The 20,061-nt window shown below is 60.0% G+C and carries 19 protein-coding genes; 12 read left to right on the top strand and 7 right to left on the bottom strand.

Annotated features, from left to right (window positions below):
• Positions 1-142: 142 nt before the first annotated feature.
• Together CQ009_RS00540 and CQ009_RS00535 are read right to left on the bottom strand one after the other, a co-directional pair.
• A complete protein-coding gene (locus CQ009_RS00540; RefSeq protein ID WP_105704611.1) occupies positions 143-2,551 on the bottom strand; it encodes a penicillin acylase family protein in 2,409 nt (802 codons plus the stop codon).
• 102 nt (positions 2,552-2,653) lie between these two features.
• Positions 2,654-3,232, bottom strand: a complete 579-nt coding sequence (locus CQ009_RS00535; protein ID WP_064388020.1) for a DUF6436 domain-containing protein — start codon at positions 3,230-3,232, stop codon at positions 2,654-2,656.
• Between the two features lie 99 nt (positions 3,233-3,331).
• Between CQ009_RS00535 and CQ009_RS00530 the strand changes: the two genes are divergently transcribed.
• Entirely contained in the window at positions 3,332-4,279 is a 948-nt protein-coding gene (locus tag CQ009_RS00530; protein ID WP_105704610.1) for an alpha/beta hydrolase, read from the top strand.
• A 104-nt stretch (positions 4,280-4,383) separates the two neighbouring features.
• Here the strand turns inward: CQ009_RS00530 and CQ009_RS00525 are convergent, their stop codons facing one another.
• Entirely contained in the window at positions 4,384-5,115 is a 732-nt protein-coding gene (locus CQ009_RS00525; RefSeq protein ID WP_064388022.1) for a DUF2059 domain-containing protein, read from the bottom strand.
• A gap of 108 nt (positions 5,116-5,223) precedes the next feature.
• Between CQ009_RS00525 and CQ009_RS00520 the strand changes: the two genes are divergently transcribed.
• Together CQ009_RS00520 and CQ009_RS00515 are read left to right on the top strand one after the other, a co-directional pair.
• On the top strand, positions 5,224-5,856 hold the full coding sequence (locus CQ009_RS00520) for a 2OG-Fe(II) oxygenase (protein WP_064388023.1): 633 nt from the start codon (positions 5,224-5,226) through the stop codon (positions 5,854-5,856).
• Position 5,857: 1 nt separating this feature from the next.
• Positions 5,858-6,343 carry a DUF523 domain-containing protein gene (locus tag CQ009_RS00515; protein WP_105704609.1) on the top strand — a complete coding sequence of 162 codons (486 nt, stop codon included), beginning with the start codon at positions 5,858-5,860 and terminating at the stop codon, positions 6,341-6,343.
• Between the two features lie 120 nt (positions 6,344-6,463).
• Here CQ009_RS00515 and CQ009_RS00510 read toward each other — a convergent pair whose 3' ends face one another.
• Positions 6,464-7,036 carry a transporter substrate-binding domain-containing protein gene (locus CQ009_RS00510; RefSeq protein ID WP_105704608.1) on the bottom strand — a complete coding sequence of 191 codons (573 nt, stop codon included), beginning with the start codon at positions 7,034-7,036 and terminating at the stop codon, positions 6,464-6,466.
• Positions 7,037-7,170: 134 nt separating this feature from the next.
• On the opposite strand from CQ009_RS00510, the gene CQ009_RS00505 reads away from it, so the two are divergent.
• Positions 7,171-7,596, top strand: coding sequence for a DUF4399 domain-containing protein (locus tag CQ009_RS00505; protein WP_064388026.1), 426 nt, complete (start codon positions 7,171-7,173; stop codon positions 7,594-7,596).
• A 62-nt stretch (positions 7,597-7,658) separates the two neighbouring features.
• Here CQ009_RS00505 and serA read toward each other — a convergent pair whose 3' ends face one another.
• The gene (serA, locus tag CQ009_RS00500) at positions 7,659-8,888 is read right to left on the bottom strand and encodes a phosphoglycerate dehydrogenase (RefSeq protein WP_008085296.1); all 1,230 of its coding nucleotides are present in this window, start codon (positions 8,886-8,888) and stop codon (positions 7,659-7,661) included.
• 204 nt (positions 8,889-9,092) lie between these two features.
• Here serA and CQ009_RS00490 point away from each other — a divergent pair, with 204 nt between their 5' ends.
• From CQ009_RS00490 to CQ009_RS00470, 4 genes are all read left to right on the top strand, one after another.
• Positions 9,093-10,487, top strand: coding sequence for an FAD-binding oxidoreductase (locus CQ009_RS00490; RefSeq protein ID WP_064116316.1), 1,395 nt, complete (start codon positions 9,093-9,095; stop codon positions 10,485-10,487).
• Between the two features lie 41 nt (positions 10,488-10,528).
• Positions 10,529-11,194 (top strand): fumarylacetoacetate hydrolase family protein, encoded by a 666-nt coding sequence (locus CQ009_RS00485; RefSeq protein WP_105704607.1) that lies wholly within the window; start codon positions 10,529-10,531, stop codon positions 11,192-11,194.
• Between the two features lie 269 nt (positions 11,195-11,463).
• On the top strand, positions 11,464-12,387 hold the full coding sequence (locus CQ009_RS00475; protein ID WP_064388028.1) for an SdiA-regulated domain-containing protein: 924 nt from the start codon (positions 11,464-11,466) through the stop codon (positions 12,385-12,387).
• Positions 12,388-12,504: 117 nt separating this feature from the next.
• Positions 12,505-13,422 (top strand): SdiA-regulated domain-containing protein, encoded by a 918-nt coding sequence (locus CQ009_RS00470; protein WP_064388029.1) that lies wholly within the window; start codon positions 12,505-12,507, stop codon positions 13,420-13,422.
• Between the two features lie 147 nt (positions 13,423-13,569).
• On the opposite strand, the gene rpiA is transcribed toward CQ009_RS00470, so the two are convergent.
• Entirely contained in the window at positions 13,570-14,244 is a 675-nt protein-coding gene (rpiA, locus tag CQ009_RS00465) for a ribose-5-phosphate isomerase RpiA (RefSeq protein WP_007913886.1), read from the bottom strand.
• A gap of 147 nt (positions 14,245-14,391) precedes the next feature.
• On the opposite strand from rpiA, the gene ilvA reads away from it, so the two are divergent.
• On the top strand, positions 14,392-15,906 hold the full coding sequence (gene ilvA, locus CQ009_RS00460; protein ID WP_064388030.1) for a threonine ammonia-lyase, biosynthetic: 1,515 nt from the start codon (positions 14,392-14,394) through the stop codon (positions 15,904-15,906).
• 40 nt (positions 15,907-15,946) lie between these two features.
• Positions 15,947-16,360: a DUF2269 family protein gene (locus tag CQ009_RS00455; protein WP_105704605.1), complete on the top strand. Its 414-nt coding sequence runs from the start codon at positions 15,947-15,949 to the stop codon at positions 16,358-16,360.
• 111 nt (positions 16,361-16,471) lie between these two features.
• Here CQ009_RS00455 and CQ009_RS00450 read toward each other — a convergent pair whose 3' ends face one another.
• A complete protein-coding gene (locus CQ009_RS00450) occupies positions 16,472-17,128 on the bottom strand; it encodes an HAD family phosphatase (protein ID WP_105704604.1) in 657 nt (218 codons plus the stop codon).
• Between the two features lie 143 nt (positions 17,129-17,271).
• Here CQ009_RS00450 and CQ009_RS00445 point away from each other — a divergent pair, with 143 nt between their 5' ends.
• Positions 17,272-17,751 (top strand): RNA pyrophosphohydrolase, encoded by a 480-nt coding sequence (locus CQ009_RS00445; protein WP_003229203.1) that lies wholly within the window; start codon positions 17,272-17,274, stop codon positions 17,749-17,751.
• Positions 17,752-17,773: 22 nt separating this feature from the next.
• On the top strand, positions 17,774-20,053 hold the full coding sequence (gene ptsP / locus CQ009_RS00440) for a phosphoenolpyruvate--protein phosphotransferase (protein ID WP_064388033.1): 2,280 nt from the start codon (positions 17,774-17,776) through the stop codon (positions 20,051-20,053).
• Positions 20,054-20,061 lie beyond the last annotated feature (8 nt).

Raw genomic sequence — 20,061 nt, 5'->3', positions numbered from 1 at the left:
GACGGGGATATTGAGGAGATACGCCGACGTGAAATTGCTGTGCCGAATCCATAATCGACACCGCTCTTTCAGGTCGATGTATGACAAAAGACACCTCGGTCAGTCCCCTCTACCTCTGGGAGAGGGCTAGGGTGAGGGGCTTTTAAGGTGCCCGCGCCGGCAACAGCTTCAACGTACTGCGCGTATTCGCCGTCACCTCTTCCTCACTGAAATGCGCCTGCACATACATCCCGTCGACATACGCCTCAGCCTGATCGTCATAGTGGCTATCAAACGGCACACCACTCTGCCCAACCGGGTTTATCGTCAACCCATGCGCCGGATCGGCAAAATCCACCAAGCGCCGCGTCGACGGCCCGTAAGTCACCGGCCATGGCGCCGGGCCGATCTTCGCCGACAGATTGTTCGGCACTTCATGACTGCCCGGCGCCGCAAACGGCCCGACGTTGAATATTCGATCCAGCGGCTTCTGCTGCCCCAACGGATGGCCATGGGTCAATGTGTGCGCCGTGCCCCATTTCCACTCGGCAGTGTTGTCGCCGAGGGTCAGCTTCAAATGCTGCATGCTCGCCTGCCACGCCGTGCGCACAACATCGGCACGGGTCTCCTTGTTCGGTGTGCTGCGGTTATCCCACCACGGCGAATCGGCATTCGCCGCCAGCCTCGGCAGCGCCGCATCGATCACCCGCGTCGACAGCAAAGTGTCGAAGAAATCATTGCCCAGCTCATCACGCATCGCCGCATCGGTGAGGTCGTAGAGGAACTGGTTGAACACCGTTGCATTGACCGAATCCAGCGGATAGTCGCCCGGCCACTGCGCCAGTTGCTCGACCAGTTTCAACTGTGCCGGATCGCTGACCACCTCACGCAACACCGGCAATAGCGGCACCAACAGGCGCGGGCCGTAACCGGTGGCGGTGCCCAGTTGCAATTTCTGGTTGGCCTCGTTGGTCCACTTCAGGCTCTTGTCGCTGAGCTGGCGATCGAGCTGTTGACCGCGATCGGCGAGGTTGTAGTAGCCGGGAATCTCCATGCCGGTCGGTGACAGCGGCTGGAAGTTGGCCGAAACGATGTAGCCGCGCGCCGGGTTCTCTTCCTGCGGATTGGCGCTGAACGGGTAGAAACCGTCCTTGTCTGCCTGATTGCTGCTGCCATCGAGAATGAATTCTGGTCTGACCCCGGCCGGGCGCTTGGGCAGCAATGCCGAGGCCCACCAGGCGATATCACCCTTGGCGTTGGCGTAAACCAGATTCAGCCCCGGTGCCTGCACTTTCGCCGCTGCGGTGCGAGCCTTGGCCAAGGTGTCGGCGCGGTTGAGCTGGTAGAAGCCTTCGAGGATCGGGTTTGGCGTTTCGAGGAAGGCCCACCACATCGCAATCGGGGTTTTGCCGGCGGCCGTGCCGAGCGCATCGTTGACGATCGGCCCGTGAGGCGATTGACGCAGGGTGAGGGTCACCGGCGCCTGGCCCTTCACGTTGATCTGCTGCTGCGTGACGAGCATGTCGATCCACTGGCCGCGATACCAGACCTGATTCGGGTTATCCGGGTTGACCTTCTCGGCGATCAGATCCAGATCGTCGTTCTGGAACATGGTCAGGCTCCAGCCGAAATCGAGGTTGTGCCCCAGAAACGCAAACGGCACCAGCGCCTGATGATGGCCGTACAGCTCAAAACCCGGCGCCGACAACTGCGCCTCGTACCACACCGACGGCACTGAGAAACGAATGTGCGGGTCACCGGCCAGCAGCGGTTTGCCGCTCTGGCTGCGACTGCCCGAGATCACCCAGGCGTTGCTGCCTTCGAACTGCGGCAAGCCGTTGTCGATCAGTGCCTGTTCGCTGAGGCGAGCAAGGGCGTTGAGGTCTTTCCAGTCGCCGGCGGCGAGCGCTGGCACCTGCTTGGCATGACCGTTGACCAGCACGCCCTTGGGCTGCCAGTCGAGATCGAAGACGGTGAGGTAATCGGCGCCCAACTGATCGCGCACGTAGGTCAGCAACGGTTCGGTGCGAAACGCGGCGGCAAAGCTGTAGGCCATGTAACCGGCGACACTGATGCTGTCTTCTGCCGTGAACGGTCTTTTGGGGATGCCCAGCACGTCGAACTCGATTGGCGCAGCGTGGGTGTCCTGATATTGGTTGATGCCATCCAGATAGGCTTGCAGGCCCTTCCACGCCGGCGACTGTTTATCGAGACTGGCAACGTAACTGGCGGCGCGCTCACGGATGCGCAGGCTGCGGAACAGTTTGTCGGTGTCGAGCAGTTTCGGCCCGAGCACTTCGGCCAGTTCGCCACGGGCCAGACGGCGCATCGCTTCCATCTGGAACAGCCGATCCTGGGCATGCACATAGCCGAGCGCGCGGTAGAGGTCGGTTTCGTTCTCGGCACGAATGTGCGGCACACCGCGTTCGTCGTAGCGCACGGTCACCGAACCCTGCAGGTTGCGTAGTTCGACCTGGCCCTGGCGCGTGGGTTGTTTGCTGTAGACATACCAGCCGACGCCGGCAAGCAGAACAACGATGAGCAAGCCAAGTACGGTGAACACGCGCTTCATGGTGACTCCTTGTGCAGGCGGGATTGCCGCCCGTCGGGCTGCAAACAATTAGCACAGACCTTCTGTGCCGTGCAGCGCTGTCCTTGAAAAGTCCGGAATGCCTTACTGAGTCTCAACCGGCCACGGGCAGTAACAACCGACTGCCAGGGTGTGCGTGGCGTTGACCGGGCGATCTTCCGTCAGGGCATTCAAAATCGGTTCGATAAAACTGTTGCTGGAATTGCAGGTCAGGCCTTCGCTGTACGGACCGAAGTAGGCCAGTTTGCCGCTGCGGTCCCAGATCGCCACGGCCGGGCTGGCGGGGACTTGCTCGGAGCCGGGCAATATCGTGATGGTTTTCAGACTGCTGAGGTTGGCCGGCAACTGCCCGTGGCTGCCAGTCTTTTGCACCGCGAAGAACTCGACACCCTTGGCGCCGAACTGCTCGACCATCTCGGTCAGATGCTGTTGGTTGCCGACATTGCACGGGCAGGCCGGGTCCCAGAAATGCACCAGACGGATCTTGCCGGGACCGGCGAGATTGTCCGGCAGGCGCAGCGGATCACCGGAAAATACCGCGGTGTGTTCGCTGAATGCGCGCAGGTAACGCCCCTGAAACCAGTCGTACGCGGCCCACAGCACCCCGGCGCAGATCAGCGCGAGCAGACTGGCAAACAGTGCGGTGCGGTAGGGCGAACGCATGGTTTTCGATCCCGAAAAGGTGGGCTAGCTTGCCATGTCTGCCACGACAGATGAATATCGCAGGCCGATAAAGTCTGTTTACCGTTTTGGAATTCCCGCATGCCTGCCACTTTCGACCCCGATCAAATCCGCGCCAGCCTCAAGCCATTGGCCGAGTGGCAGCCGTTGTCGGACGAGGCCAAGGCGTACCAGCAGTTTTATAAAACCGATTTTCCCCATCGCGATGTCTGGCGTGGCATGGGCCGTTTCGAGGTCGATGGTTATGAAGTAGTCAGCCATTGCTGGTGGCCGGAGAAGGTCAAGGCGACGCTGTTTCTGCTGCATGGTTATTACGATCACACCGGGCTCTACCGGCATGTGATCGAGTGGGCGCTGGATCAGGACTTTGCCGTGATCGCCTGCGATTTGCCGGGCCATGGTCTATCGAGCGGGCCGCGCGCGAGCATTCGCGACTTCTCGGAATATCAGGACGTTCTGCAAGCCTTGTTCACCGAGGCGCAATCGATCGCGCTGCCGCAGCCGTGGCATTTGTGCGGGCAGAGCACCGGCGGGGCGATTGTGGTCGATCATTTACTCAATCACGCGCAAAACAGTCCGGCGCAGGGGCAGGTGATTTTGCTCGCGCCGCTGGTGCGGCCACGGGCGTGGGGCTGGTCGCAACTGAGTTATTACCTGCTCAGGCCTTTTGTACGAGGTGTCACGCGACGCTTCAGCGAGAACTCCAACGATCCGGATTTTCTGCCGTTTCTGCAGACCGATCCGTTACAGCCGCGACGCTTGCCGACGAAATGGGTCGGTGCATTGTCGCGCTGGATCATCCGCGTCGAGCACGCGAAAAAAAGTCCGCGACGGCCACTGATCATTCAGGGGCAGGCGGACATGACGGTGGACTGGCAGCACAATTTGCAGGTGTTGAAGTGGAAGTTCGACCGGCCGCAGATTCTGCTACTGGCCGAGGCCCGGCATCATCTGGCGAATGAGACGGTGGAGATGCGTGAGGAGTATTTCGAGTTCTTGAGCAAGCGCATCAGGGGCCGGAATCTCTAGCGCTTGTGAGGGCCCCTTCGCGAGCAGGCTCACTCCTACATTTGGAATGCGTACCCCTGTAGGAGTGAGCCTGCTCGCGATAGCGGTCTAAGAGACGACGAAGATCATTGCCCGACCGCCAACCCCGCCCGAATCGCCGCCAACGCCGCCTGATAGTAGGCCTTGCCCTCAGCCGACTCGGCAAACGTCGCAAACTCTTCCAGCTCTTCATCCGACAGATCGCGATAGACATAGAGCAACGTGTTGTTCATGTCCGCGCCAATCTGATCCATCAAGCGCTGACGCTGACCGTTCAACATACCCTGCGCCTGACCACCGCCGAGCAGTCCCGGAATCATCGAGCTCAAGCTGTCTGCCGCGACGCCGGCAATCGCCAGGCTGACTTCGGCGCCGGCTTCACGGGCAGGTAATGCTTGAGCGAGGTGGCCGATGATCAGCAGACGGCTGTCGCTGACCTGCATCTTCGGCAGCCCTTTGGCGTTTTTCGCCAGTTGATCGCGACGGGTCGCGAGCAGTTCAGCGGCGACGATTTTTTTGCCCAGTGGCGATTGAAAGAAGGTCAGTGCCGGTTTCGGGTCGGCAAGCTTCTGCCGCAGTTGTGCTTCGGCGCGTTGATCCACGGCCTGCGGGGCGAAGCGCTGGTTACTATTGTTGACCAGCGCTTGAAAAACGGCGGGCGGCAGACTGTTCTGATAACGCTGCTGTGCAGCCGTCAGGGCGTCGTTGAAATGCGCGCGTTGTTCTGGCCAGCCGGCGACCTTGTACAGCTGATCGTGGCCGTCCGCCCAGGCGGGCAAAACGCAGAACATCAACAGTGAAAAAAGCAAACGGCGCATAGGGACTCCTGTCAGCAGCGGACTATTCTCCGTGCGGTGCCGGTACTTGTCGAGAATTCGTATCAAGCCGCCGCGTGGCTCTGTCGGATTTTTCGCCGGCGGCATACTATGCGCGCCATGCAAATATCCTCTGAACACCCGCTGCTGTTACGCATTGTCGACGACCTGGCCGAGCATGGCTGGTCGCAGCAGAACATCTTCCTGCCCGCCGGTTTGACCCGCGAGCTGGCCGCTGAGTGCCGTAAACGTGAGGCCGAAGGTGAGCTGGCGCCGGCAGCGGTTGGCCGTGGGCCGTTTTCAGAGATTCGCGAAGGAATTCGTGGCGACCATATTCAGTGGATCGACCCCGGTCAGGCCGAGTCCAGCGATCGTTACCTGAATCTGATGGAGAGCCTGCGCGAGGCGCTCAACCGGGGCTTGTTCCTCGGCCTCGAAGATTTTGAATGCCATTTCGCCCTGTATCCGCCCGGCGCGTTTTATCGCCGGCATGTCGACCGTTTTCGCGACGATGACAAGCGCATGGTCTCGGTGGTGGTCTACCTCAATGACGCGTGGCTGCCGGAGGACGGTGGTCAGTTGCGCATGTACCTGAACGATGAGCGCGTGCATGACGTGCAGCCTACCGGCGGCTGTCTGGTGGTGTTTCTTTCCGGCGAAGTGCCGCACGAAGTATTGCCGGCGCACCGCGAGCGCCTGTCGCTGACCGGCTGGTTCCGTCGCCGTGGCAACGAGCCGTTCTGAGATGGACAGGATTCTGGTCAGCCGCTGCCTGTTGGGTCATCGCGTGCGTTATGACGGTGGCGCGAGCGGGCCGTTTGATCTGCTTGAACAGTGGATTGCCGAAGGGCGGGTGGTGCCGTTGTGTCCGGAGGTTGCCGGGGGGTTGCCGACGCCACGGGCGGCGGCGGAGATTCCGGGCGGGCAGGGTGCTGAGGTGCTGGATGGCGTCGCTGCGGTGATCACCACTGATGGCGAGGATGTCAGTGCGCAGTTTCTGGATGGCGCGCGGCAGGCGCTGGAGCTGGTGCGAAAACACGGCATCCGCGTGGCGGTGCTGAAAGCCAACAGTCCTTCTTGCGGGAATTTGCTGACGTATGACGGGACGTTCAGCGGTGTGAAGGTCTCCGGCGAAGGCGTCACCGCTGCGCTGCTCAAGCGCCATGGTGTGCAGGTTTTCAGCGAGCTCGAATTGCCGCAAGCCGCAGAAGCCTTGGCCCAACTCGACTAAAAACCTCTCCACAGGTCCCGTGCAGGAGTGAGCCTGCTCGCGATCGCGGTGTGTCAGTTAACGGTTATGTCAACTGACCTGACGCCATCGCGAGCAGGCTCACTCCTACAGGTTTTGTGTTCACTTGGGTTCGGCGAGCCACTTCTCGGACAGCGCCGCCAGACGCCCATCCGCTTTGATCCGCTGCATCGCACTCGCAAGGCTGGCCTGAAACGCCGGATTACCCTTCTGAAACGGTATCGCCAATTCCACCGGCGCGCTGGCCTTTGGCTTTGCCTCGGTCAATGTCTGCACCAGAACCATCGGCTGCGGCTGTTCATCTTTCTTCGCCAGCAACTGCGAATCGACCTTGCCATAAGGTTCGCTGAAGTCGAAACGATCCTTGAGTTCGGGTGTCAGTGCTATGTGATTGAGCGCGACGTCGTACTTGCCGCTTTCGACGCCCTGGAGCAGATCGGCCTCGTCGGTGACGATGAAGTCGGCGCGAACATCCAGCTCGTTAGCCAACAGTTGTCCAAGCTCGACCTCGAACCCCGTGAGTTTGTCGCCGTCATCCTTGTAATTGAAGGGCGGTGTATTAGCCTCAAGGGCTATGCGCAGCTCGCCACGGTCGTTGACGTCATCAATCAGTTCGGCGTGAGCCAAAGGGCTCAAAAGGGGTAGCAGGCAGATCAGGCCAGGCAAAAAGCGCATGGTCACTCCTTTGAAATCATTAATGCGACGCTCTGAGTCAGGCTCGCTTTGCTATGGTTGTCGAGTGCCTTCGACAACGAATGGTCATGAAGTTGTCATGACCGTGCGGATTTTACGGAAAACTGGAGAAGAAAATGAAAAGCTTTATGTCACGTGCAACGTTGGCGGGTGTGCTGATGGGTGTTTCGGTGCTGGCCAGTGCTGCCACACCCGCGCCAAAAGGCGCCGAAGTGTTCATCGTTTCTCCCGAGGACGGGGCCACGGTTTCGCAGACTTTCACCGTCAAATTCGGTACCAAGGACGTCGCCCTGGCGCCGGCCGGTGATGTCACCAAGAACACCGGTCACCATCACCTGCTGATCGACGCCAAGGACATTGTTCCTGCTGGTTCGGTTGTCCCTACCGATGCCAACCATATGCACTTCGGCAAGGCGCAGACCCAGGCTGACATCAAGCTCGCCCCGGGCAAACACACCTTGCAGCTGGAACTTGGCGACAGCGGTCACATGGCATTCGATCCGCCAATCGTCTCGAAGAAAATCACCATCAACGTCGAATAACCGTTTCGCCGTGCATGAAAAAGGGAGCCCGAAGGCTCCCTTTTTTGTCGCTCAGCGTTCGATCAGAACAACACACGGCTACGGATGGTGCCGTTGATGTGCTGCAGCTTCTCTTGCGCCAGATCCGAGTACTCGGCGTCGACGTCGATCACCACGTAGCCAACCTTCTCGTTGGTCTGCAGGAACTGACCGGAGATGTTGATGCCGTTTTCGGCGAAGACCTTGTTGATCTCGCTCATCACGCCCGGGATGTTCTCGTGGATGTGCAGCAGGCGGTGCTTGCCAGGGTGAGCCGGCAGGGCCACTTCCGGGAAGTTCACCGACGAAACGGAGGTACCGTTGTCGCTGTACTTGACCAGTTTCTCTGCCACTTCCAGACCGATGTTGGCTTGCGCTTCGGCGGTCGAACCGCCGATGTGCGGGGTCAGGATGACGTTGTCGAGGCCACGCAGCGGGCTTTCGAATTCTTCGTCGTTGGAGCGTGGCTCCACCGGGAAGACGTCGATGGCCGCGCCGATCAGGTGCTTGTCCTTGATCGCGTCCGCCAAGGCGTCCAGCTCGACCACGGTACCGCGCGCCGCGTTGATCAGGATGCCGCCCTTCTTGATGGCGCGGATTTCCTTCTCGCCGATCATCCACTGGGTCGCAGCGGTTTCCGGAACGTGCAGGGTGACGATGTCGGACATGCCCAGCAGCTCGGTCAGGCTACCGATCTGGGTCGCGTTGCCCAGTGGCAGCTTGGTCACGGTGTCGTAGAAGTACACCTGCATGCCCAGGCCCTCAGCCAGAACCGACAGCTGCGTACCGATCGAGCCGTAGCCGACGATGCCCAGTTTCTTGCCACGGATCTCGAAGGAATTGGCTGCGGATTTGATCCAGCCGCCACGGTGGCAGGAAGCGTTTTTCTCCGGGATGCCGCGCAGCAGCAGGATCGCTTCGGCCAGCACCAGCTCGGCTACGGAGCGGGTGTTGGAGTACGGCGCGTTGAACACGGCAATACCGCGCTCACGGGCAGCACTCAGGTCAACCTGGTTGGTGCCGATGCAGAAACAGCCGACCGCAACCAGCTTCTTCGCGTGATCGAAGATCTCTTCGGTCAGTTGGGTGCGCGAACGAATGCCGATGAAGTGAGCGTCAGCGATCTTTTCCTTGAGCTGGGCTTCCGGCAAGGAACCTGTCAGGTATTCGATGCTGGTGTAGCCCGCCGCCTTGAGGACGTCGACAGCCGATTGGTGGACGCCTTCGAGAAGAAGGAACTTGATCTTGCTCTTATCGAGAGAAGTCTTGCTCATCTGCGTAAACCTGTATCCCGGAGAAAAATGGCAGGAAATGGTCAACAGACGCTGACCCGGACGACAAGAAAGTCGTCTCCGCGGATCTGGCCTTGGGCACTGTCCTGCGGGGTCGATATGCTAGCATAGCCTCCCCGCTAAACACTCATTCCTGCGACGTGAAGCGTTCTCAGGATGACCATGAATTGTTCGAGAGTTCTGTCGATGACCAATCCTGCCCTGATTGATGAACTGAAGACCCTGGTCGAGCCTGGCAAGGTCCTGACCGACGCCGACTCCCTGAATGCATACGGCAAGGATTGGACCAAGCACTTCGCCCCGGCGCCCAGCGCCATTGTGTTTCCCAAGACCATCGAGCAGGTGCAGGCGGTTGTCCGCTGGGCCAATACGCACAAGGTGGCGCTGGTGCCGTCGGGCGGGCGCACCGGGCTTTCCGCCGCTGCGGTGGCGGCGAATGGTGAAGTGGTGGTCTCGTTCGACTACATGAATCAGATTCTCGACGTGAACCTCACTGACCGCACCGCCGTTTGTCAGCCGGGGGTGGTCACTGAGCATTTGCAGAACGTCGCCGAAGAAAAAGGCCTGTATTACCCGGTCGACTTCGCCTCGGCAGGTTCCAGCCAGATTGGCGGCAACATCGGCACCAATGCCGGCGGGATCAAAGTGATTCGCTACGGCATGACCCGCAACTGGGTGGCTGGCATGAAAGTCGTCACCGGCAAGGGCGATGTGCTGGAGCTGAACAAAGACCTGATCAAGAACGCCACCGGTTACGACCTGCGCCAGCTGTTCATCGGCGCTGAAGGCACGCTGGGTTTCGTCGTCGAAGCGACCATGCGCCTCGACCGCGCGCCGAAAAACCTCACCGCGATGGTCCTCGGCACCGCCGATTTCGATTCGATCATGCCGGTGCTGCACGCTTTCCAGGGCAAGCTCGACCTGACCGCGTTCGAATTCTTCTCCGACAAAGCCCTGGCCAAAGTCATGGGCCGTGGCGACGTACCGGCGCCGTTCGAAACCGATTGCCCGTTCTACGCGTTGCTGGAGTTTGAAGCGACCACCGAAGAAGTGGCCAACAGCGCACTGGAAACCTTCGAGCACTGCGTCGAGCAGGGCTGGGTGCTGGACGGCGTGATGAGCCAGAGCGAAACCCAGCTGCAGAACCTGTGGAAGCTGCGCGAGTACATCTCCGAGACCATCTCGCACTGGACGCCGTACAAGAACGACATCTCGGTCACCGTGTCGAAAGTACCGGCGTTCCTGAAGGAAATCGACGCGATCGTCGGCGAGCACTATCCGGACTTTGAAATCGTCTGGTTCGGCCACATCGGCGACGGCAACCTGCACTTGAACATCCTCAAGCCGGATAACCTGAGCAAGGACGAGTTCTTCGCCAAGTGCGCGACCGTCAACAAGTGGGTGTTCGAAACCGTCGAGAAGTACAACGGTTCGATCTCCGCCGAGCACGGCGTGGGCATGACCAAGCGCGATTACTTGACCTACAGCCGCTCGCCGGTTGAGATCGAGTACATGAAAGCGGTTAAAGCGGTGTTCGACCCGAACGGCATCATGAACCCGGGCAAGATCTTCGCGGTTTGATCTGTAATCTTTGATGAATCAATGAAGGCAGGAGTCGGTAAATGAGCTATCAGCACCAGTACGTCGACGGCACGCGCATCCACTTCCCGATCGGGAAAGTCGTGTGCATTGGCCGTAATTACGCCGAACACGCCAAGGAACTGGATAACCCGGTACCTACCGAGCCGTTGCTGTTCATCAAGCCGGGCAGTTGCGTGGTGCCGCTGGAAGGCGGTTTTGCCATTCCGACCGAGCGCGGCTCGGTGCACTACGAAGCAGAAATCGCCGTATTGATCGGCAAGCCATTGTCGACCAAGCCAAGCCGTGAAGAAGTGCTCGACGCCATCTCCGGTTTCGCCCCGGCGCTGGACCTGACCCTGCGCGACAAGCAGGCCGAGCTGAAAGCCAAGGGCCTGCCGTGGGAAATCGCCAAGTCGTTCGACGGCGCAGCGGTAATTGCTCCGTTCGTGGTCGGCAGCACCTTCGCTGATCTGACCGACATCGGTATTCGCCTGACCATCAACGGCGAAGTGCGTCAGGACGGCAACAGCAGCGCGATGCTCAACCCGATCGTGCCGATGATCCAGCACATGGCTGGCTGCTTCTCGCTGCAGGCGGGGGACGTGATCCTCACCGGCACGCCAGTCGGCGTCGGCCCGCTGAACGTTGGTGAAGACATCGTCCTCGAACTGGTCGGTGCGAGCAGCTTCACCAGCAGCGTGCGCTAATCGCCACGCCGCAAATCCCCTGTGGGAGCGAGCCTGCTCGCGAAGGCGCCAGGTCAGTCGACATCATCGTTGCCTGACACTCCGTCTTTCGCGAGCAGGCTCGCTCCCACATTGTTTTGTGGCGCCCTGAAAGTTGCCGGCAACACACGACAATCCCGCCATTTGCCGTTTTTTTCACATCCTGTCTGGATAATTTCCGTAATTCTGGCGTCTGAGCCGGTCTCTTTGTGCTATTACCCATAGCCTGAATTTTCGGAACGCGTCCTTCGATGTCCTCTCCAACTCAGCTCAAACCCGTCCGCCGCTCTCGTTTTGCCCTGCGTTGGTATTCCTGGCTGCTACTGGCCATTGTCGCCGCTTATGGCCTGGCGTTCGCCATGCATTGGGATGACCGTGGCGTGCTCTGGGTACTTGAGCGCTTCGAGAGCCCGGCCGAGCAGAAGGAAAGCGTCTGGCTACCGGACTATCGCGCAGTGATCGATGCAAAGTTGCTGCCGGGCATGGAGAAGGACGAAGCCTCCGACCTGTCCTATAACCCGCAGACCAAAACCCTGTTTTCGGTGATGGGCAAGAACCCGTTTCTCGCTGAGCTGAGCCTGCAAGGCGATGTTCTACGCAAGATGCCGCTCAAGGGCTGGAGCAATCCCGAAGGCCTGACCGTCATGGAAAACGGCTTGATGGCGATTGTCGACGAGCGTGAGCACATGCTCTCTATCGTCAAAGTCGACGCCAACACCCGCGAGCTGAATATCGCCGATTTCCCGAAATACGACCTCGGCCCGTCGAAAGATCAGAACAAGGCTTTCGAAGCCATCACCTGGGACCCGCGCAATCAGCAACTGCTGCTGGGCGAGGAACGACCGCCGGCGTTGTTTACCTGGAAAAGCGACGGCAGCCAGACGCTGAAGGGCGACAAACAGAAGCTGGACAGCGACGAACTGGATATCCGTAACCTGTCTGCCTTGGCGATCGACCCGCGCACCGGGCACACGCTGGTGTTGTCCGCTGATTCGCACTTGCTCCTGGAGCTGGATGAGAAGGGCGAACAGGTCAGTTTCATGACCTTGCTTGGCGGTTTCAACGGCCTGAAGAAAACCATTCCTCGCGCCGAAGGCGTGACCATGGACGAGGCGGGCACGCTGTACATGGTCAGCGAGCCGAACCTGTTTTATCGCTTCGAAAAACAGCGATAACTGTCCTCGCGGCAATTTCAGACAAGTCTGATTGTCCTGACAGGCAAGTGGCCATTAAGCTTCAGTTCAGACGTGCGTGATATTTCATCCGCCTGTTTTGACTTCGAGCCCGCCCGAATGCGTCGACTTGCCCGTCCCAAACCTCTGTTTATCCTTCTGTCGGTGATGGCCCTGATCGCGTTGATTGCGATCGGCCAATACATGCGCCTGTTCGAGCGTGCCTGGTTCAACCTGCATACGTTGTGGCAGACGCAGAGCAGTGAGTCCATTGCTCTGGACCAATATCGGGTCGAGATCGAGGCGCGGGTCATCGACGGGCTGAACGACGATGTTTCAGCATTGACCTTCGATCCGGTGCGCAAAAGCCTGTTCACCGTGACCAACAAGAATGCCGAACTGGTCGAGTTGTCGCTGGAGGGCAAGATCCTGCGGCGCATCGCCCTGATCGGCTTCGGCGACCCGGAAGCGGTCGAGTTCATCAGCGCCGATACTTACGTGATCACTGATGAGCGCCAGCAGCGGCTGATCAAGATTCATCTGGAAAAAGACACGACCTTCCTCGATGCGGCCGACGCCGAGCAGATGACCCTCGGTGTGCACATGAGTGGCAACAAGGGATTCGAGGGGTTGGCCTATGATTCAGTCGGCAAGCGCCTGTTCGTTGCAAAAGAGCGCGATCCGATGCTGATCTACGAAGTGCATGGCTTTCCGCACTTCAACCCGGAAAAGTCCTACGCGGTGCACGTGATCAACAACCCCAAGCGCGATGCCGGGATGTTCGTGCGCGATCTGTCGAGTTTGCAGTACGACGAGCGCAGCGGGCATTTGCTGGCGCTGTCGGATGAGTCGCGGTTGATTCTGGAGCTGGATGTCGACGGGCGCCCTTTGAGCACCATGTCGATCAGTGGCGGGCGCCAGGGTTTGAAGAAAACCGTGCCGCAGGCGGAAGGGATTGCGATGGATGATGACGGCACGCTGTACCTGGTGAGCGAACCGAACCTGTTCTACGTCTTCAAAAAACCAACGCCAAACTAACCAACACCACAAAACCAATGTAGGAGTGAGCCTGCTCGCGATAGCGGTGTGCCAGTCGACATTTATATCAACTGACACACCGCTATCGCGAGCAGGCTCACTCCTACCGGTTTATTCGTCTGTCCACAGATGTGTGGGTGACTGGACTTACTCAGCCTTCAGGGTTTTCACGCCTTCGCTGGTACCCAGCAACAACAGATCCGCCGGACGCGCCGCGAACAAACCGTTGGTGACCACGCCGACAATCGCATTGATCTGCGCTTCCAGTTCCACCGGGTTGGTGATCTGCAGGTTGAACACATCGAGAATGATGTTGCCGTTGTCAGTCAGCACGCCTTCGCGGTACACCGGGTCGCCGCCCAGTTTCACCAGTTGGCGGGCGACGTGGCTGCGGGCCATCGGGATCACTTCGACTGGCAGCGGGAACTCGCCCAGCACCGGCACCAGTTTGCTGGCGTCGGCGATGCAGATGAAGGTTTTGGCCACGGCCGCAACGATCTTCTCGCGGGTCAGGGCCGCGCCGCCGCCCTTGATCAGGTTCAGATGCGCGTCGCTTTCATCGGCGCCGTCGACGTAGAACTCCAGGTCGCTGACGGTGTTCAGCTCATACACCGGAATCCCGTGACCCTTGAGGCGCGCGGCGGTGGCTTCAGAACTGGCGACTGCGCCATCGAACGCACCCTTGTGCTGAGCCAGTGCGTCGATGAAACAGTTGGCAGTGGAGCCGGTGCCGACCCCGACGATGCTTTTGTCGTCGAGTTTCGGAAGGATGAAGTCGACGGCGGCCTGAGCCACTGCCTGTTTGAGTTGATCCTGGGTCATGCGGGCTCCGGAAGCGGGCAAGGAGAGAACGGAAAGGCCGGCATTATAGCCGCAAGCGCGGCTAAAACCTCTGGATTCGTGTGGTCGTGCGGGCAAAAGCCGGGTTAGACTCCTCGGTCCCGCTCAACCGCTCAGTGATGCTTTCCGATGCTCGAACAGTACGTCAAAAAGATCCTCACCTCGCGCGTTTATGACGTTGCCGTAGAAACCCCGCTGCAGAACGCTCGCCAGCTCTCCGAGCGGCTGGGCAATGACATTTGGCTCAAGCGCGAAGACTTGCAGCCGGTGTTCTCGTTCAAGATTCGCGGCGCCTACAACAAGCTGACGCAACTGAGCGATGAAGAGCGCGCCCGTGGCGTAGTCACCGCATCGGCGGGCAACCACGCGCAAGGCCTGGCCCTGGCGGCGAAAGTACTGGGCGTCAAAGCCACCATCGTCATGCCCAAGACCACTCCGGAAATCAAAGTCGAAGGCGTGCGTTCGCGCGGTGGCAAAGTGGTGCTGCACGGTGATTCGTTCCCGGAAGCCCTGGCCTACTCGCTGAAGCTGGTCGATGAGAAAGGCTACGTCTACATCCACCCGTACGATGATCCGCACACCATTGCCGGGCAGGGCACCGTGGCGATGGAAATCCTGCGCCAGCACCCGCAGCCGCTGGACGCGATTTTCGTCCCGGTCGGCGGTGGCGGTCTGATCGCCGGTATCGCTGCGTACGTGAAATACCTGCGCCCGGACATCAAGGTCATCGGCGTCGAGCCTGACGACTCCAATTGCCTGCAAGCGGCGATGGCCGCCGGTGAGCGCGTGGTGCTGCCGACCGTGGGCATCTTTGCCGACGGCGTGGCCGTGGCGCAGATCGGTCAGCACACCTTCGACATCTGCAAGGACTATGTGGATGAAGTGATCACCGTCAGCACCGACGAGATCTGTGCGGCAATCAAGGATATCTACGACGATACCCGCTCGATCACCGAACCTGCTGGCGCGTTGGGCGTGGCCGGGATCAAGAAGTACGTCGAGCAGCGCGGTGTCAGCGGCCAGACTTTTGTGGCGATCGACTCCGGCGCCAACGTCAACTTCGACCGCTTGCGCCATGTCGCCGAGCGCGCCGAACTGGGTGAAGGCCGCGAGGCGATCATCGCCGTGACTATCCCCGAGAAGGCCGGCAGCTTCAAAGCGTTCTGCGAGGCTGTGGGCAAGCGCCAGATCACCGAATTCAACTACCGCTACAACACCGGCAGCGAAGCGCACATCTTCGTCGGCGTGCAGACTCACCCGGAAAACGACCCGCGCAGCGCGCTGCTGGCGAGCCTGACCGAGCAGGGCTTCCCGGTTATCGACCTGACCGACAACGAACTGGCCAAGCTGCACATCCGCCACATGGTTGGCGGTCACGCGGCGCATGTCATTGATGAAGTGGTGTTCCGCTTCGAATTCCCGGAACGTCCGGGCGCGCTGTTCAACTTCCTTAATAAGCTCGGTGGGCGCTGGAACATTTCGATGTTCCATTACCGCAACCACGGCGCTGCCGATGGCCGTGTGGTCGCGGGCCTGCAAGTGCCGCACGACGAGCGTCATCTGGTGCCGGCGGCGCTTGAGGAAATCGGTTATCCGTACTGGGACGAAAGCGAGAACCCGGCCTATCAGCTGTTTCTTGGCTGAGCGGCTACGCTGATGGGCATGGCCCAAGGAAGAGAAGTACATGGAAACCCTGACCACCCTGAAAGTCCTTCACGTCGCGGCGACCGTGGTCATACTCGCGAGCGGGCTGGGGCTCGCCGCTCTGACCTGGCGTAATCGCAGCGAAGGGCCGGCCAGCACGATGCAGCGTCCCTGGTTGTTTATCTGGTGTTTGATGCTGATCGGTATGCTGAGCATGCCTTTCACCGGCTGGTGGTTGGTCCACCTGATCGGCTGGCCACTGGGGCAGTTCTGGATTCTGGGGTCCAGCGTGATCTATGCCGTGGCCACGTTGAGTGCAGTGTGGTTGCTGGTGCGGCTTAATCGGTTGTGGACTAGCGGGGTTGGTAACTGGAAATTCACGTTGGCGCTGGCGATTGTCAGCGGCATCGGATTTCTCGCCATTGCGGCGTTGATGGGGGCCAAGCCTGTCTAGGGCTTGAGATCGCGTAGACCCAATCGCGAGCAGGCTCACTCCTACAGTTGACCGCGTTCCAACGTTGAAACGCGGTCAACTGTAGGAGTGAGCCTGCTCGCGATAGCGATATCAGCCGCGCAACGAAATCACCGGCCAGCCACGCTTCTCGGCTTCAGCCCGCAGATTCGGATCCGGATCCACAGCGACGGGATTCGCCACCTGCTCCAGCAACGGCAAGTCATTCATCGAATCGCTATAGAAATAGCTGTCGTCCAGCGAATGCCCGGTCTCTTCCAGCCAACGGTTCAGGCGCGTCACCTTGCCTTCACGGAAGCACGGAATATCAGTGCTGCGCCCGCTGTAACGGCCATCAACCATTTCACATTCAGTGGCGATCAGGGTTTCAACGCCCAGTCGCACAGCAATCGGCGCCGTCACGAAGCGGTTGGTCGCGGTGATAATCACCAGTTTGTCGCCAGCGTCTCGGTGTTTTTTCAGCAGTTCCAGCGCCTGCGGCAGCACGATCGGTTCGATGCAGTCGCGCATGTAATCGTTGTGCCACTGATCGAGCACGGCCATTTCGGTGCGGCCGAGGATCTCCAGGCAGAAGTTCAGGTACGCGGCGTTATCCAGTTTGCCGGCCAGGTAATCCTGATAGAACTCGTCGTTGCGCGCTTTGTACGCAATCGGATCGAGGAAGCCGCGTTCACACAGATAGTCGCCCCAAGCGTGATCGCTGTCGCCGCCCAGAAGGGTGTTGTCCAAATCGAAGAGTGCCAGGCGCATTGCAGTTACCCGCTGATAAGTCTGTAAAAAGGCGACAAGAATACGGTCTTTTCACAAGAGTGCACATAAGGTAGGAAGCTTCGTTGCCGCCTTATCAACCTTTGTGGAACAATGCGGCGACATGCGTTTGCGAGGTTGTTGCCGTGATCGACCCCGATGGTTTCCGCCCCAATGTCGGGATCATTCTGACGAATGACGCCGGCCAGGTGCTATGGGCTCGCCGTATCAATCAAGATGCCTGGCAGTTTCCGCAAGGGGGAATCAACCCTGAAGAGACGCCGGAAGACGCCTTGTACCGCGAGCTGAACGAAGAAGTTGGCCTGGAACGTGAAGATGTTGAAATACTGGCCTGTACTCGGGGCTGGTTGCGCTATCGTTTGCCGCAACGTCTGGTGCGTACCCACAGCCAACCGCTGTGCATCGGCCAGAAACAGAAATGGTTTCTCCTGCGCCTGATCTCCAACGAGCAGCGGGTGCGGATGGATTTGACCGGTAAACCGGAGTTCGATGGCTGGCGCTGGGTCAGCTATTGGTATCCGTTGGGCCAGGTGGTGACATTCAAGCGCGAGGTGTATCGCCGCGCCCTCAAAGAGCTTGCCCCGCGCCTTTTAGCGCGCGACTGACGACGGAGTTCGACCCCGAGCCATGCTCAATACGCTGCGCAAGATCGTCCAGGAAGTTAACTCCGCCAAGGATCTCAAGGCGGCGTTGGGGATTATTGTGTTGCGCGTCAAAGAGGCCATGGGCAGCCAGGTCTGCTCGGTCTACCTGCTTGATCCCGAGACCAACCGCTTCGTCCTGATGGCCACCGAGGGCTTGAACAAGCGCTCGATCGGCAAGGTCAGCATGGCACCCAACGAAGGTCTGGTGGGTCTGGTCGGCACGCGTGAAGAACCCCTGAACCTCGAAAACGCTGCGGATCACCCGCGCTACCGTTACTTCGCCGAAACCGGTGAAGAGCGTTATGCCTCGTTCCTCGGTGCACCGATCATCCACCACCGCCGCGTCGTCGGCGTGTTGGTCATCCAGCAAAAGGAACGCCGTCAGTTCGACGAAGGTGAAGAAGCCTTCCTCGTGACGATGAGCGCGCAGCTCGCCGGCGTTATCGCCCACGCCGAGGCCACAGGTTCGATCCGGGGTCTGGGCCGTCAGGGCAAAGGCATTCAGGAAGCCAAGTTCGTCGGCGTGCCGGGTTCGCCGGGTGCGGCGGTCGGTACTGCAGTGGTCATGCTGCCGCCGGCTGATCTGGACGTGGTGCCGGACAAGACCATCACCGACATCAACGCCGAGCTGGCGCTGTTCAAGACCGCCATCGAAGGCGTGCGCGCCGACATGCGCGCGCTGTCCGCCAAGCTCGCGACCCAACTGCGCCCGGAAGAGCGCGCGCTGTTCGACGTCTACCTGATGATGCTCGACGATGCGTCGCTGGGCAGCGAAATCACCACCGTGATCAAGACCGGCCAGTGGGCCCAGGGCGCGCTGCGCCAGGTGGTCACGGAACACGTCAACCGTTTCGAACTGATGGACGACGCCTACCTGCGTGAGCGCGCCTCGGACGTCAAAGACCTCGGTCGGCGCCTGCTCGCCTACTTGCAGGAAGAGCGTCAGCAGAATCTGGTCTACCCGGAAAAGACCATTCTGGTCAGTGAAGAGCTGACGCCGGCGATGCTCGGCGAAGTGCCGGAAGGCACGCTGGTCGGTCTGGTCTCGGTACTCGGTTCGGGTAACTCCCACGTGGCGATCCTGGCCCGGGCGATGGGTATTCCGACGGTGATGGGTCTGGTCGACCTGCCGTACGCCAAGGTCGACGGCATCGAAATGATCGTCGACGGCACACGCGGCGAGGTTTACACCAACCCGAGCGAAGTGCTGCGCAAGCAGTTCGCCGAAGTCGTCGAAGAAGAGAAACAACTGGCGCTGGGCCTCGACACCCTGCGCGACCTGCCGTGCGTGACCCTCGATGGTCACCGCATGCCGCTGTGGGTCAACACCGGTCTGCTCGCCGATGTGGCGCGGGCGCAGAAGCGCGGCGCCGAAGGTGTCGGCCTGTACCGTACCGAAGTGCCGTTCATGATCAACCAGCGCTTCCCGAGCGAGAAGGAACAACTGGCGATCTACCGCGAGCAGCTCGCCGCGTTCCACCCGCAACCGGTGACCATGCGCAGCCTCGACATCGGCGGTGACAAGTCGCTGTCGTACTTCCCGATCAAGGAAGACAACCCGTTCCTCGGCTGGCGCGGTATTCGCGTGACTCTCGACCACCCGGAAATCTTCCTGGTGCAGACCCGCGCAATGCTCAAGGCCAGCGAAGGCCTGAACAACCTGCGGATTCTGCTGCCGATGATCTCCGGCACCCACGAACTCGAAGAAGCCCTGCACCTGATCCATCGGGCCTGGGGCGAAGTGCGCGACGAAGGCACCGACGTGCCGATGCCGCCGATTGGCGTGATGATCGAAATTCCGGCGGCGGTGTATCAGACCAAGGAACTGGCGCGGATGGTCGACTTCCTGTCCGTCGGTTCCAACGACTTGACCCAGTATCTGCTGGCGGTTGACCGCAACAACCCACGTGTGGCCGATCTCTACGATTATCTGCATCCGGCGGTGCTGCAAGCCCTGCAAACCGTGGTGCGCGATGCCCATGCCGAAGGCAAACCGGTGAGTATCTGCGGCGAGATGGCCGGCGATCCGGCGGCGGCGGTGCTGTTGATGGCGATGGGCTTCGACAGTTTGTCGATGAACGCCACCAACTTGCCGAAAGTGAAGTGGATGCTGCGCCAGGTCAATCTGAGCAAGGCCAAGGATCTGCTGGCGGAGCTGATGACCATTGATAACCCGCAAGTTATCCACAGCTCGCTGCAATTGGCGCTGAAGAACCTTGGGTTGTCGAAGATGCATCCGCCGGCAGTGGTCAAAGCGCTCTGAAGATCAAA

Source organism: Pseudomonas sp. MYb2, assembly GCF_002979955.1.
In the GTDB taxonomy this organism is placed as follows: domain Bacteria; phylum Pseudomonadota; class Gammaproteobacteria; order Pseudomonadales; family Pseudomonadaceae; genus Aquipseudomonas.
Note: the sequence above shows the minus strand (reverse complement) of the source record. Positions and strands in the feature narration are given on the sequence as shown.